The 13,838-nt window shown below is 71.0% G+C and carries 11 protein-coding genes; 2 read left to right on the top strand and 9 right to left on the bottom strand.

Going from position 1 to position 13,838, the window contains the following annotated elements; genetic code table 11:
* On the top strand, positions 1-384 hold a 384-nt coding region (locus ACWCYY_RS39945), incomplete at its 5' end, for an oligopeptide/dipeptide ABC transporter ATP-binding protein (RefSeq protein ID WP_449798875.1).
* A gap of 45 nt (positions 385-429) precedes the next feature.
* Here the strand turns inward: ACWCYY_RS39945 and ACWCYY_RS39940 are convergent.
* The 9 genes from ACWCYY_RS39940 to ACWCYY_RS39900 all read right to left on the bottom strand — a co-directional run bounded on the left by ACWCYY_RS39940 (position 430) and on the right by ACWCYY_RS39900 (position 11,385).
* Complete coding sequence (locus ACWCYY_RS39940) at positions 430-1,503, bottom strand: ABC transporter ATP-binding protein (protein ID WP_345282170.1); 1,074 nt, start codon at positions 1,501-1,503, stop codon at positions 430-432.
* Between the two features lie 17 nt (positions 1,504-1,520).
* A complete protein-coding gene (locus tag ACWCYY_RS39935; RefSeq protein ID WP_345282172.1) occupies positions 1,521-2,588 on the bottom strand; it encodes an ABC transporter ATP-binding protein in 1,068 nt (355 codons plus the stop codon).
* Between the two features lie 49 nt (positions 2,589-2,637).
* The gene (locus tag ACWCYY_RS39930) at positions 2,638-3,618 is read right to left on the bottom strand and encodes an ABC transporter permease (protein WP_345282174.1); all 981 of its coding nucleotides are present in this window, start codon (positions 3,616-3,618) and stop codon (positions 2,638-2,640) included.
* Positions 3,619-3,797: 179 nt separating this feature from the next.
* A complete protein-coding gene (locus tag ACWCYY_RS39925; RefSeq protein ID WP_449798874.1) occupies positions 3,798-5,576 on the bottom strand; it encodes an ABC transporter substrate-binding protein in 1,779 nt (592 codons plus the stop codon).
* Positions 5,577-5,683: 107 nt separating this feature from the next.
* A complete protein-coding gene (locus ACWCYY_RS39920; RefSeq protein WP_345282179.1) occupies positions 5,684-6,709 on the bottom strand; it encodes an ABC transporter permease in 1,026 nt (341 codons plus the stop codon).
* 550 nt (positions 6,710-7,259) lie between these two features.
* The gene (locus tag ACWCYY_RS39915) at positions 7,260-9,572 is read right to left on the bottom strand and encodes a peptidoglycan binding domain-containing protein (RefSeq protein WP_449798873.1); all 2,313 of its coding nucleotides are present in this window, start codon (positions 9,570-9,572) and stop codon (positions 7,260-7,262) included.
* A gap of 208 nt (positions 9,573-9,780) precedes the next feature.
* On the bottom strand, positions 9,781-10,242 hold the full coding sequence (locus ACWCYY_RS39910; RefSeq protein WP_449798872.1) for a DUF6113 family protein: 462 nt from the start codon (positions 10,240-10,242) through the stop codon (positions 9,781-9,783).
* Complete coding sequence (gene mshB / locus ACWCYY_RS39905; protein ID WP_345282185.1) at positions 10,239-11,132, bottom strand: N-acetyl-1-D-myo-inositol-2-amino-2-deoxy-alpha-D-glucopyranoside deacetylase; 894 nt, start codon at positions 11,130-11,132, stop codon at positions 10,239-10,241. Before mshB ends, ACWCYY_RS39910 begins: the two co-directional genes overlap by 4 nt.
* Positions 11,133-11,190: 58 nt before the next feature.
* The gene (locus tag ACWCYY_RS39900) at positions 11,191-11,385 is read right to left on the bottom strand and encodes a DUF2304 domain-containing protein (protein ID WP_345282187.1); all 195 of its coding nucleotides are present in this window, start codon (positions 11,383-11,385) and stop codon (positions 11,191-11,193) included.
* A gap of 243 nt (positions 11,386-11,628) precedes the next feature.
* On the opposite strand from ACWCYY_RS39900, the gene ACWCYY_RS39895 reads away from it, so the two are divergent.
* Positions 11,629-13,728 carry an alpha/beta fold hydrolase gene (locus ACWCYY_RS39895; protein WP_449798871.1) on the top strand — a complete coding sequence of 700 codons (2,100 nt, stop codon included), beginning with the start codon at positions 11,629-11,631 and terminating at the stop codon, positions 13,726-13,728.
* Positions 13,729-13,838: the final 110 nt, after the last annotated feature.

The raw sequence follows: 13,838 nt of genomic DNA, 5'->3' as shown, positions 1-13,838 counted from the left end.
CACGACCTCTCGATCGTCCGTCACATCTCCGACCGGGTCGGCGTGATGTACCTCGGCAAGATGGTCGAGATCGGCAGCGACCTGGAGATCTACGAGCACGCCACCCACCCGTACACCCAGGCCCTGCTGTCGGCCGTGCCGGTGCCGGACCCGAGCGCCCGCGAGTCGCGGGACCGGATCGTGCTCACCGGTGACGTGCCGTCACCCGCCAAGCCGCCCAGCGGCTGCCGCTTCCGCACCCGCTGCTGGAAGGCCCAGCCCAAGTGCGCCGAGGAGGTCCCGGAACTCACCGGCCGGCCGTGGCTCCAGGGGCTGGCCCTGCACGACTCGGCCTGCCACTTCGCGGCGGAGCGCGAGGAGGACCGCGAGAACGGCCAGGCATGAGCAAGGGCCCCTCCCCGGGGTGGGGGAGGGGCCCTTGGCGTGGGCTCAGAGTTCCTTGGCGGTGCGGGGCTCGGGCACCGAGGTGGAGCCCTCCTCCGGGAAGTGGCAGGCCGTCAGGTGGCCGTCGACGTTGCCGGAGAGCTGGACCAGCGGGGGCTCCTCCGTCGCGCACTTGTCCTGCGCCTTCCAGCAGCGGGTGCGGAAGCGGCAGCCGGACGGCGGGTTGATCGGCGACGGGACGTCACCGACCAGCCGGATGCGCTCGCGGACGTCGTCCGGGTCGGCCTCCGGGACGGCGGAGAGCAGCGCGTGGGTGTACGGGTGCCGGGGGCTCTCGTACAGCGACTTGCGGTCCGCGATCTCGACGATCTTGCCCAGGTACATCACCGCGACGCGCTGCGAGAAGTGCCGGACGATCGAGAGGTCGTGCGCGATGAACAGGAAGGAGATGCCCAGTTCCTTCTGCAGCTGCTGCAGCAGGTTGACGACCTGGGCCTGGATCGAGACGTCGAGCGCGGAGACCGGCTCGTCGGCCACGATCAGCTTCGGGTTCAGCGAGAGCGCGCGGGCCACGCCGATGCGCTGGCGCTGGCCGCCGGAGAACTCGTGCGGGAAGCGGTTGTAGTGCTCCGGGTTGAGACCGACGGTCTCCAGCAGCTCCTGGACCCGGCGCTGCACGCCGCCGGCCGGCTCGATCCCGTTGATCTCCATCGGCGCGCCGATGATGGCGCCGACCGTCTGACGCGGGTTCAGCGAGGAGTACGGGTCCTGGAAGATCATCTGGATGTCGGACCGGATCGGCGCCATGTCCCTGCGGCTGGCGTGGGCGATCTCCTGGCCCTGGTACTTGATGCTTCCGCCGGTGGGCTCCAGCAGCCGGGTGACCAGCCGGCCCAGGGTCGACTTGCCGCAGCCGGACTCGCCGACCAGGCCGACCGACTCGTTGGCGTGCACGGTCAGGTCGATGCCGTCCACCGCGTGCACGGCGCCGACCTTGCGCTTGATCAGGAAGCCGCCGTGGACCGGGAAGTGCTTCTCCAGGCCCTTGATCTCCAGCAGCGGCGTGCCGGTCGGGGCGGCGGTGCCCTCGGGCTTGTCGAGGGTGATCTGGTCGCTCATGTGATTCGCCGTCCCGTTCAGCCGAGCCGCGGCTGGATCTGGTTGATGAAGATGTCCTGCTTCTGCGCCGGGGCGAGGTGGCAGGCGGTGGCGTGGCCGGTGGCGGGGGCGAGCGCGGGACGCTCGCTGGTGCACTTGCCGCCGGTGACCTGCTCCCGGTGGTCGCAGCGCGGGTTGAACGGGCAGCCCGTCGGGAGGTTGATGAGGCTCGGCGGGGTGCCGCGGACCGGGGTCAGCGGGACGTCCAGCGGGCCGCTCAGGCTCGGCATCGAGGACAGCAGGCCCCAGGTGTAGGGGTGCTGAGGGGCCTTCAGAACCTCGCGCACGGTGCCGCGCTCGACCGCCCGGCCGGCGTACATGACCATCACGTCGTGGGCGGTCTGGGCGACCACGCCGAGGTCGTGGGTGATCATGATGATCGCGGTGCCGAACTCCTGCTGGAGGTCCTTCAGCAGGTCCAGGATCTGGGCCTGGACGGTCACGTCGAGCGCCGTGGTCGGCTCGTCAGCGATCAGCAGGTCGGGGTCGCAGACCAGCGACATGGCGATCATCGCGCGCTGGCGCATGCCGCCCGAGAACTGGTGCGGGTAGTCGTCCACCCGGGTGGTCGGCTGCGGGATGCCGACCTTGGTCAGCATCTCGATGGCGCGGTCCCGCGCCTCCTTCTTGCTGGCCCCGGTGTGCTTGCGGAACACCTCGCCGATCTGCCGGCCGATGGTGTAGTACGGCGACAGCGCGGTCAGCGGGTCCTGGAAGATCATCGCCATCTTGTTGCCGCGCAGCGGCTCCAGCTGACGGTTGGTCATCCCCACCAGCTCGTCCTCGCCCAGCCGGATCGAGCCCGTGATGGTGGTGACGGCCGGGTTGTGCAGCCCGAGGATCGCCAGGTTGGTGACGGACTTGCCGGAGCCGGACTCACCGACGATGCCGAGGGTGGTGCCCTTCTCGACCTCGAAGGAGAGGCCGTCCACCGCGTTGACGATGCCGTCCTCGGTCTTGAACCTGACCGCGAGGTCACGGACCGAGAGGAAGGCGGAGCTGTCGCTCCGGTCGGCGGCGGCCTGGGGCTTGGCCTGGGTGGTCACGGGCGTACTCCTCGTGGGGTCGTGCGGTGCTCGGAGCGGTTCATGGCGCTCATGCGAGACGGATCCGGGGGTCGATGAGGGCGTACACGGCGTCCACGATGATGTTGAAGAAGACGATCAGTGCGGCTGCCACCACGACCACCGCCATCAGCATCGGCAGGTCGTTGTCGACGACCGCCGCGATGGACAGCTTGCCGATGCCGTGGATGTTGAAGGTGGTCTCGGTGATGATCGCGCCACCGAGCAGCGAGCCCAGGTCCAGGCCGAGGATGGTGACGATCTGGGCCATCGCACCGCGCCAGGCGAAGCGCATGAAGACGGTGCGGCCGGACATGCCCTTGGCCCGTGCGGTCCGCACGTGCTCCTCGGTGAGCTGCTCGATCATCGAGGAACGGGTCATGCGGGTGTAGTTGGCGGTGAAGATCAGGGCCAGCACCAGCCAGGCCAGCAGCAGACCGGAGAACCACTCGCCGATGCCGTCACTGAAGTTGTTGTAGTGAGGCTGGGTGAAGATCTGGTTCTTGAACACCAGGAAGTACATCGCCACGGTGCCGATGAAGTAGATCTGCATCGAGGAGAAGAACAGCGAGATGGAGCTCGCGGCCTTGTCGATGATGGTGCCCTGCTTGTGCGCGGCCAGCATGCCGGCGCCCACGCCCACGATCAGGAAGACGACCACAGCGCCCAGGGTGAGCGAGATGGTGGCCGGGAAGCGGTCCAGGATGGTGCCGAGCACCGGCTCCTTGTTCGCGAAGGAGTAGCCGAGGCACGGTGCCGCGCAGGCACCGAAGGCGGCGTAGTCGCGGCCGGCGAAGATGCCGACCAGCCAGTGCCAGTACTGGGCCGGAACCGACTCGTTCATCCCGAGGTTGACCTTGATCTGCGCCAGGGTGCTCGCGTCACAGGTCTTGCCGCAGAAGGACCGGGCGGGGTCGGCCGGGACCGCGTAGAAGAGGAAGAAGGTGATGGCGCTGATGATCAATAGGATCACAGCCGCACCTAGTGTCCGGCGCACGAGGAAGCGGAACATGGGAGCGGGATCTCCTGATCGCATGTCACGCCTGGTCCGCACGGGGGGTGTTCGGCGGCCGGCGTGGTGGGGCGGGCTGGGGCTGTGGTACTTCGCGCCATCCGTCTGGGTGGCTGTGGTGCCCGCCGCCGCGCTGGGCGGCGGCGGGCACCACGGGGGTACTACCGGTCAGGCTGTGATCACTGCTTCACGAACACGTCGTTCGGGGAGATGATCTTGCCCAGCGCGTCGTAGGTCGCGCCACCGATCTTGGAGCCGTGCAGGATGTAGAACTTCTCCTGGATGCCGGGGATCAGGGCGGCCTTCTCCATGATCTTCTTGTCCAGGGCGCCCCACGCCTTGTTCTGCTCGTTCAGGTCGGCCAGGTCGAGGATCCGGTCGATCTCGGCGTTGACCTCGGGGTCGTTGAAGTTGGCGTAGTTGTTCGAGCCGTCCTGGATCAGGCGGCCGTCGAACAGCACCGGGAGGACGGTGGAGGCGTTCGGCCAGTCGGCGCCCCAGCCACCCCAGAAGACGTCGAACTGCTTGTCGACCTTGGAGATCTCGTCGTACCAGGTCTTGGTGTCGATCGGCTTGAGGACGACCTCGAAGCCGGCCTTCTTCAGCGCGTCCTCGATGACGACCGAGACCTTCTGCTGGTTCGGCGTGTTGTTGTACGCGTAGACGATCTTGTAGTTCTCCTTGCCCGCTTCCTTCAGCAGGGCCTTGGACTTCTCCGGGTCACCGGTCGGCTTCTCCTTCTTGCCGAACAGGTCGTAGTCCTGGAAGCCGGCGACCGACGGGTTCAGCAGGGTGGTGGAGTAGGTGCCGGTGGCCGGGCCACCCTCCGTGGTGCGGATCTGCTGGTGCGGCCACGCGTAGTTGAGGGCCTGGCGGACCTTGAGGTCCGTGACCTTCTTGTTGTTGATGTAGTAGTAGTCGGCGTAGGGGCTCTCGCCCTTGACCAGACGGTCCTTCACCGAGGCGTCGTCGAGCACCTTCTGGAGGCGGTCGCCGGCCACGCCGGAGTAGAACGACATGGTGTTGACGTCCTCGCCCTTGTCGGCGGCGAGGAGCTTGTCGGTGGCCGGGATGGCCTGGTAGCCGAACTCGAAGTTCCACTTGTCCGGGTAGGCGTGGCGGATCGGGTCCGTCTTCGCGTCCCAGTTGGTGTTCCGCTCGAGGCTCAGCGACTTGTCGGTGACCCGGTTGACGATCTTGTACGGGCCGGAGGAGACCGGCTTCTTGTCGTACTCCTCCTTGGTGTCACCCTTCTGGGAGACGACACCGTAGGTGGTCATCGCCATCGCGTAGTTGAAGTCGGCGTGCGGCTTCGCGAACTTGAAGACGATGGTCTTCTCGTCCGGGGTGGTGACGTTGTCGAGGTGCTTGCCGTCGTACGGGCCGGCGTAGGCCTTGCGGTAGTCCTCCTCGGTCAGCCAGCGCTGGACGTAGGTCGCGCCCTGGGTGATGAAGGGGGCGAAGGAGCGCTCGATCGAGTGCTTGACGTCAGCGGAGGTGATGGCGTCGCCGGTCTCCCACTTGACGCCGTCCTTCAGCTTGAAGGTCCAGGTCTTGCCGCCGTCGCTCGCGACACCGGTGTCGGTGGCGAGGTCACCGACCAGCTTGACGGTGTTGCCCTCCTGCTTGTAGCCGGTGAGGCCACGGGTGATCAGCAGGGAGAAGTTGGAGCCGGTGTTGGAGTACACCTGGGCCGGGTCGAGGTGCTCGTAGTCGTCACGCTCGATGTTCTTGACCGTGCCACCGGCCTTGGCGCCCTCGACCGGCTTGGCCGGGCCCTGGGAGTCCGCGGCGGTGCCGACCACGATGTTCGGGTGCTCGTTGAACTTCGACGGGGAGGCCGAGGCCTTGTCGCCGCTCTTGGTGCCACCGCCACCGCCGCTGGAGCAGGCGGTGAGGGTCAGGGTGCCGACGGCCACGACTGCTGCGGCCGCCTGGAGGGTCTTGCGAGAAATCATGTCGTCCTGCCTGTCGGTTAACCGGCTGGTCAGCACGGCCGCGGCGGCTGCCGAGGTGTGCGGTTGCTCAACTTTTTGGGAGTGTTCAGCGCCTGGGCGACGCTGCGTCAGCGCTTGGTCTTCGGGTCGAGTGCATCCCGGACCGAGTCCCCGAGGAGGTTGAAGGCGAGCACGAAGATCACCAGCGAAGCCCCGGGGAAGATCAGATAGGTGATGTCGTCCTGGTAGACGTCGGTGCCGGCCGCGATCATCCGGCCCCAGTCCGGGGTCGGCTCGATGATGCCGACGCCGAGGAAGGAGAGTGCGGCCTCGGCGGTCACCAGGGCGGGGAGGGAGAGCGTGGCCTGGATCAGGATCGGCGTCCACAGGTTGGGGAGCAGTTCCTTGAAGATGATCCGGAACGGCGAGGCACCGGTGACCCGGGCCGCCTCGACGAACTCGCGCTCCCGGAAGGCCAGCGCGGTGCCGCGGATCAGTCGGGCCAGACCGGCCCAGCCGAAGATCACCAGGACGGCCACCAGCACCACGGCGCGGGCGAAGGACGGGATGTTCTCGTCCGGCTTGTAGAAGGCCGCGAACAGCACCGGGGTGAAGGCGATGAAGAACAGGGTGGACGGGAAGGCCAGCAGCACGTCGATCACCCGGCCGACGAAGTAGTCGGTCTTGCCGCCGAGGTAGCCGGCCGCCACGCCGATGACGGCACCGATCGCGGTGGACAGCAGGGTCGCGATCAGGGCGATCAGCAGCGAGGTGCGGATGCCGTAGACCAGCTGCATGAGGACGTCACGGCCGAGCTTCGGCTCCAGGCCGAACCAGAAGTCACCGCTCATGCCGCCGTTCGCACCGAGCGGGAAGCCGAAGTCGTTCAGCAGGCTCGGGTCGTCCTGGCCGTACAGGGTGTACGGGTCCTTGCCGTAGACCATCGAGATCAGCGGGGCGCACAGCGCCACCAGGACGAAGAACGCCACGATGAACGCCGAGACCACGCCGGTGCGGTCGCGCTTGAAGCGACGCCAGCTGATGGTCCTCGGGGACAGGCCCTTGAACGTCGTGGCCGACGTCGCGGTCGGCGCGATGGTGTCGGCCGTCCCTACGGTGTCGGCCTCGGCCGTGGCCTTGGTGGGGTTAGTCATGGTGCTGGAGCTCCCGCCCGGGGTGTAGCGGCTGCAAAAAGGTGATCGCACGGACTCTTGCAAGTCGTTTATCGAACGTCAAGAGTTCCCCAGTTGCTGGCCGTGCATTTCTTGCTTCGTGTTGGAATGTCAACCACTTCGTAGTTCCAGACACCTTGACAAGCACTCAGCGATACGGCCTAAAACGGACATATCGTTACAACCGACGTTCACGCGTCCGTAACCCGAGCTTCGCAACTCCGGTATCAGGACGGACCGTTCCCCTGTTCGAGCATGTGATGCGCGTAGACCCACTGTCCGTTTTGGTTGCTCTGTCCTCGAATGTCCAGTGCAATTGCATGTCCGATAATCGGACGCTACCGCTTTGTTGAGGGCTACGGGGAATTTGGGGTCCAACGGCCCAAATCAGCGCGGGTTGTTGTCACGCACCGTTGCTGGCAAATTCACGCCACTGGCGAGTTTTCGCCGCAGCGGCCGGGGGCCGGAAATGCGACGGGGCCGGCACCGGATCATCCGGTACCGGCCCCGCGCCGGCTCAACTGGCCCCCGCTCAGGCGAACTTGTAGGTCCGGTCCTTGGCGGTGGTCTTGTCGATCACCGAGGCGATGCCGTCCGCGACGTCCTGGGCGGTGATGGCCACCGAGGTGCCGCCCTTCTTGGTCTTCACCTTGTCGAAGGTGCCGTTCAGTGACTCCTCCAGCCTGGCCAGGTCCCAGCTGAGCGCCATCTTGCCGGAGGCGTCCGGGGCCAGCGTGAGGGCCTTGGCGGCGGTCGCCTTCCCGAAGGTCCAGGTCTTGCCGCCGGCCTGCACCGTGACGTTCCCCGCCAGCACCTGCTTGCCGAGGCCGTCGGCGGCCGCCTGGAGGGCCTCGGGGGAGACCTTGGGCTGGGCGGCCGTCACCGGCACCGCGAGCTCCGCGTCGGGCTGTCCGGCGGCCCTGGCGCGGTAGGCCTGCTCGACCTTGTCCATCGCGGCGGCGGCGTCCACGGCCTGCCCGGCCCGGCCGGGCACGACCTCGGTCTTGCCGTCCGTGGTGAAGCGGACGGTGCCCTCCTGGAGCCCCTGGCTGGTCTTGGCGCCGAGGCCCTCCAGGGCGGCCTTCAGCTTGGACCGGTCCACCTTCACCTGGGGCTGCACGGCCTTGCTGCCGCCGGCCAGCGAGCCGATCACCTCGACCGGGTTGTAGGTGTGGTCGGTCAGCCCGTCCACCGTCGCGGTGGTGTCGAAGGCCAGGCCGGCGGTCGCCGGGTCGAGCTCCACGGTCTGGTCGCCGAGCTTGAGCCTGAGCGGCTTCTGGCCGGTCTTCGCCACCGAGGAGTCCAGCGCCGTCACCGCCTGGTCGCGGGTGTACCCGCCGATGTCGGTGCCCAGCACGGTGGTGCCCCGGGGGATGTCGGCCTGATTGAGCATCAGGCCGGTGCCGTACGCGGCGGCGCCGGCGAACAGCAGACCGCCGACGGCGTAGGTGGCGAGCTTCCCGGCCTTGCCGCGCGGGGCCGGGGCGGGCTCGGCCGCCTTGGGCTTGGCGGCGGCCTTGGGCTTCGCGGCCTCCTGGGCCGGCGCCTCCTCGGCCTCGGCGGCCCCGGGGCCCTGGGCGGCGGGGGAGGTGCCGAACGGGTCGGCGGCGGGACCGCCGCCGGGGCGGGCGGCGCCGCGCGGGCCGGTCGGGCGGTTGCCCGGGAACGGCTCGGCGGGCTCGTACGGGACGTTGGCGAAGCGCCCCTCGGGGCGGGCCGCCGACGGGGCGTCAGGCCCGCCCGGCTGTCCGGCGGGACGGCTGCCGAAGGGGTCGGCGGGGGCGCCGAACGGGTCCTGCGGCACGGCCTGGCCCGGCTGTCCGGCCCGGCCCGGCCCGGCCGCGAACGGGTCGGTCCCGAAGGGGTCCGCCGGGGCGAACGGGTCCGCCTGGCCGTACGGCGAGGCCGGGGCGGCGGGCGCACCGGCGGCCGGGCCGGCGGCTATGGCGGCCTCGCCGGCCGCGTAGGCGTCGAAGTCGTCCCGGACCGGGTCGAAGCCGCCGATCCGGGTGTCCTCCGGCTCGCCCTGCGGGCGCGGACCGCCGGCCGGGGGAGCCGCGTACGGGTCGTTGGCGTAGGGGTCGTTCGCGTACGGCGAGCCGCCTGCGGGGTGCCGCGTAGCGAACGGGTCGTCAGCACGCGGGGTGCCGACGGCTCCAGGACCCGCGAAGGGGTCGGCCTGGGCGAAGGGGTCGGTCGGCGCGAAGGGGTCGGCAGGGGCGAACGGCGAGGCCGGCGCGCCGGACGGGGTGGGGTGCGCGCCGCCCGGTGCGGCCTGGGGCGCGGACGGGCGTGCGGCCGGGCGGGGGGCGCCCGCCTCCGGCCTGGGCGCTCCGGCGGCCACCGGGGCGGGAGCGCCCTTCTGGCGGGGCCGGAACCACTCGCCGGTGGACTCGCCGTCCACCGGCGCGGGGCCGGTCTCCTGGCGCCACTCCGGCGGGAGGTTCGGCGGGGTCCCGGCGGGGGCGGCCGCGTCCACCACGCCCAGGACGGGGGAGGACGGGGTGGCCGAGCGGTGCCGGGGCCCGCCGGGCGCCTCGGGCGCGGCAGCGGCGGCGGGTTCGCTCTTCACCGTGCTGCGCATCACCACGGGCGGGATCGGCCGGGAGCCCGGGATGTTGATCCGGACCCGGGTGGTCAGGGTGGTCTCGGTCTTGGGGGTGTCCTCGCCCTCGCCCGGGCCCGCCTGGGCGGCCGCGGGCTGACCGGGCGTCACACCGAACGGGTCGGCGGCGCCGAAGCCGCCCGGGACGCCGGTGCCGTAGGGCGGGGTGCCCGACGGGTAGGCGTCCGGCCCGGTGTGCCGGGGCGACGGGTTCGCGCTGTCAGGTTCGCGGCTGCTCAATGCTGCTCTGCTCCGGGTTCGCGGCCCGCTCGTGTGGGACGTGCGGTCGCGGGTTGTGGGACCTCGGCCCGGCCGAGTGACCCTCCGACACCAGTTGCGCAGGCGTACGTCGAACCGCCTGTCGCGGCACCACCATACTGTGCGGTTCCGCGGACAGGTCGGGCATCTCCGGCAGAGGGTGCGGCCCGGAGGGTGCCCTGACGTGCCGTCACGGGTTCAGCAGACCGAAGCCGCCCCGGGTCGGGAGGGTCGCGCAGACCACTCCGGAGACCGCGCCGAGGAAGAGGTAGGCGTAGGAGGTGAAGGAGGCGGCGAGCACGAAGTCGCCCTCCGGGCGGGGGGCCATCAGCACCAGCAGCACCAGGAACCAGCCCACCAGCGGCGCCCCGGCCCCCAGCTTGGTGCCGGTCACCCGCAGGCCGCCGTAGAAGACCGCCCAGGTGGCGGCCAGCGCCAGCAGCAGACCGGCCGGCGGCCAGAGCGCCTGCACGAAGCAGCCGGTCAGCGAGACCGCGGCCCCTAGCAGCAGCAGCACCAGGTAGGCCACCACCCGGGCGCCGCGCGGCGGCTGAGCCTCCGCCAGCCGCCCGCTGCGGCTGCCGAACACCTTGGCGGGCAGGCTCCGGGCGGACCGGGCCCCGGTGGTGGTGGTCTCGGCCATGCCGCTCATCGCTGGACCTCCAGACCGGCGAACAGGTCGGTCTCCGGCCGCTCGGGTCCGGGCTCGCCGCGGACCAGCTGGTAGTACTCGGTGGCCACCAGCGGCTGACCGAGGTCGTTGCTGAGGGCGAACCACTCGCCCTTGACGGTGATCTGGGTGGCGTGCGCCGCCATCGCGGCCGCCTTCGCCCCGGCGTGCGCCGTCCCGTCGAGCACGGTGGTGACCACCTCGGGGTCGACCACCCCGGGCACGTCGCCCGGCTCGGCCACCCCGGGGAAGGGGCCGGCGGCGGCCACGGCGGCCAGCCCGGCCTCGATCACCGGGCGGGGCATCCGGTTCCAGTACACCTTCGCGATCCGCCAGGCCGGGCCCAGCTCGGGGCGCCAGCCGGGATCGGCGGCCAACTCGTGGGCCCGCATCGCGACCTGATGGGCCTTGACGTGGTCGGGGTGCCCGTAGCCGCCCTGCTCGTCGTAGGTGACCAGCACCTGCGGCCGGACCTCGCGGACCACCGCGACCAGGTGTCCGGCCGCCTCGTCCAGGTCGGCCCGCCAGAAGCAGTCCGGCCGGTCGTTCTCCGGCAGGCCCATCATCCCGGAGTCCCGGTAGCGGCCGGGCCCGCCCAGGAAGCGGTGGTCGGTGACGCCCAGCTCGCGCATGGCGGCGGCCAGTTCACCGATCCGGTACTCGCCGAGCCGGTCGGTCCGGTCCGCGGTCAGCTCCGCCAGCTCCGGCGGGATCACCTCACCGCCCTCGCCGAGGGTGCAGGTCACCAGGGTGACCCCGGCCCCTTCGGCGGCGTACCGGGCCATGGTGGTGCCGTTCCCGATCGACTCGTCGTCGGGGTGCGCGTGCACCAGCAGCAGCCGGCGCTCGGGCCGGTCGGAGGCAGCGGTCATGCCGCGAAGCCTACCGATCGCGGCCCGTACGCCGGTGCAGCCGACCGGCGACGGGCCCTCAGAGCTTCAGGCCGTTGATCATCCCGGCCACGTTGCTGGTGACCTGCTGGATCGACGGGGCGATCGAGCTGGAGGCGAGGTAGAAGCCGAGCAGTGCGCAGACGATCGCGTGCGCCAGCTTCAGACCCGACCGGCGGATCAGCACCACCACGATGACCAGCATCAGCACGGCTGCGGAGATGGACAGAGCCATCAGGCTCACACCCTTTCTCGGGTGTGCCGCCCCGGGGACAGGACGGCAGGGGACGTGATGACTCAAGGGATACCCGATCGGTGAGCGCTGCATTACTTTCCGTGAGTCCGCATGGCTGCGCGCGGAGCCCCAAGATCGGCATCCGGGCCGGTGGGAGCGGCCCGCGAGCCGCTTGACGGCAGGTCACGGGCGCTGCGCCGAACGGGTGATGACGGTCGTTCGTGGGGCCTTAGAGTTCGTGCCATGAGCACTGAAACCTTCCCCCGGCAGTACGCGCGCACCCAGCGGTTCACCGTCGGCGCCCCCCGGTCGTTCGCCGTCGCACCGGACGGTTCCCGGGTGGTCTTCCTGCGTTCCCGGGGCGGCGCCGAGCGCGCCAACCTGCTCTGGACCCTCGACCCGGCCACCGGTGCGGAGCGGGTCGCCGCCGACCCGGTGGAGCTGCTCGGCGGCGGCGAGGAGAGCCTCTCGGCGGCGGAGAAGGCCCGCCGCGAGCGCAGCCGGGAGGGTTCGGCGGGCATCGTCGGCTACGCCCTGGACGGTTCCGGCTCGCTGGCGGCCTTCGCGCTCTCCGGCCGCCTCTTCGCGGTGGACCTGGCCGGCGGCGGGGCGCCGCGCGAGCTGCCCGCCGAGGGCCCGGTGCTGGACCCGCGGCCCTCGCCGGACGGCTCCCTGGTGGCGTACGCGAACACCGCCGGCGAGCTGCGGGTGACCGCTGCCGACGGCAGCGGGGACCGCGCGCTGGCCACCCCCGAGCGGGACGGGGTGACGTGGGGTCAGGCCGAGTTCATCGCGCAGGAGGAGATGGACCGGGACCGCGGCTTCTGGTGGTCCCCGTCCGGTGACCGGCTGCTGGCCGCCCGGGCCGACGAGGCCCCGGTGGCCCGCTGGTGGATCGCCGACCCCGCCAACCCGGACGTCGTCCCGGCCGAGGTGGCCTACCCCCGGGCCGGCACCGCCAACGCCGAGGTCGGCCTGTGGCTGCTCGACCTGGACGGCGGCCGCACCAAGGTCGGCTGGGACGGCGCCGAGGAGCCGTACCTGGCCCGGGTGCACTGGTCCGGCAGCGCCCTCACCCTGCTGGTGCAGGCCCGCCACCAGCGCACCCAGCGCTACCTGACCGTCGATCAGGCCACCGGCGCCACCACCACCGAGCTGGCCGAGCGGGACGAGGTCTGGCTCGACCTGTTCGCCGGCTCCCCGTCCCGGACGGCCGACGGCCGCCTGGTGCGGATCGCCGACCAGGACGGCGTCCGGGTCCTGGTGGCCGGCGACTTGACGTTGTCCGACGCGCGACTGCACGTACGTTCGGTGCTCTCGGTGGCGGAGACCATCCTCTTCACCGCCTCCGGCGGCCCCGCCGACGACTCGGCGGAGCCCGGCTGGATCGGCACCTTCGAGGTCGCCCCCGACGGCACCGGCCTCACCCGGCTCGGCACGGCCGGGGTGGTCTCGGCCGTCCGCGGCGGCGACGTCACGGTGCTGCTCTCCGCCGACACCTCCTGGAACGGCGCCCGGGCCGAGGTGCTGCGCGGCGGCGCGACGGTGGCCACCGTCGCCTCGTACGCGGAGACCCCGGTGATCACCGCCCGGCCCGAGTTCGTCTTCGCCGGGGAGCGCCGGATCCCGTGCGCGGTCTTCCTGCCGACCGGCTACGACCGGGAGCGGGACGGCCTGCTGCCCGTGCTGATGGACCCGTACGGGGGCCCGCACGGTCAGCGGGTGGCGCAGTCGCAGAACCCGCACCTGACCTCGCAGTGGTTCGCCGACCAGGGCTTCGCGGTGGTCGTGGCGGACGGCCGGGGCACCCCCGGCCGCAGCCCGGAGTGGGAGAAGGCGATCGCCTTCGACTTCGCCGGGGCCACCCTGGAGGACCAGGTGGACGCCGTGCGGGCGCTCGCCGGCACGTACCCGCTGGACCTCGGCCGGGTCGGCATCCGCGGCTGGTCCTACGGCGGTTACCTGGCCGCCCTCGCGGTGCTGCGCCGCCCGGACGTCTTCCACGCCGCCGTCTCCGGCGCCCCGGTGACGGACTGGAGGCTCTACGACACCCACTACACCGAGCGCTACCTCGGCCACCCCGACGAGCGCCCCGAGGTGTACGAGGCCAACACCCTGACCGGCGACGCGGCGAAGCTGGAGCGCCCGCTGCTGCTGGTGCACGGCCTGGCCGACGACAACGTGGTGGCCGCGCACACCCTGCGGCTCTCCTCCGCCCTGCTGGCCGCCGGCCGCCCGCACGTCGTGCTGCCGCTCTCCGGGGTCACCCACATGACCCCGCAGGAGGAGGTCGCGGAGAACCTCATGCTGTTCCAGGTCGACTTCCTGAAGAAGTCCCTCTGACGGACGTGACGGACCGCCCCGGCCCGGTGCAGGGCGGCCAGCAGGGTCGGGTCGGCGGCCACGTCGTGGCCGTACAGGTCGGGCACCTGGTTGGTGACCTCGTGCGTGTC

It is taken from the genome of Kitasatospora sp. NPDC001664, assembly GCF_053596675.1.
This window is presented reverse-complemented; position numbering and strand designations above follow the sequence as displayed.

Bases quoted from the DNA above. Each gene is read 5' to 3' on its own strand.
- ACWCYY_RS39940 (WP_345282170.1), bottom strand. From the start codon at position 1,503: ATGAGCGACCAGATCACCCTCGACAAGCCCGAGGGCACCGCCGCCCCG.
- ACWCYY_RS39930 (WP_345282174.1), bottom strand. From the start codon at position 3,618: ATGTTCCGCTTCCTCGTGCGCCGGACACTAGGTGCGGCTGTGATCCTA.
- ACWCYY_RS39925 (WP_449798874.1), bottom strand. From the start codon at position 5,576: ATGATTTCTCGCAAGACCCTCCAGGCGGCCGCAGCAGTCGTGGCCGTC.
- ACWCYY_RS39920 (WP_345282179.1), bottom strand. From the start codon at position 6,709: ATGACTAACCCCACCAAGGCCACGGCCGAGGCCGACACCGTAGGGACG.
- ACWCYY_RS39910 (WP_449798872.1), bottom strand. From the start codon at position 10,242: ATGAGCGGCATGGCCGAGACCACCACCACCGGGGCCCGGTCCGCCCGG.
- mshB (WP_345282185.1), bottom strand. From the start codon at position 11,132: ATGACCGCTGCCTCCGACCGGCCCGAGCGCCGGCTGCTGCTGGTGCAC.
- ACWCYY_RS39900 (WP_345282187.1), bottom strand. From the start codon at position 11,385: ATGGCTCTGTCCATCTCCGCAGCCGTGCTGATGCTGGTCATCGTGGTG.
- ACWCYY_RS39895 (WP_449798871.1), top strand. From the start codon at position 11,629: ATGAGCACTGAAACCTTCCCCCGGCAGTACGCGCGCACCCAGCGGTTC.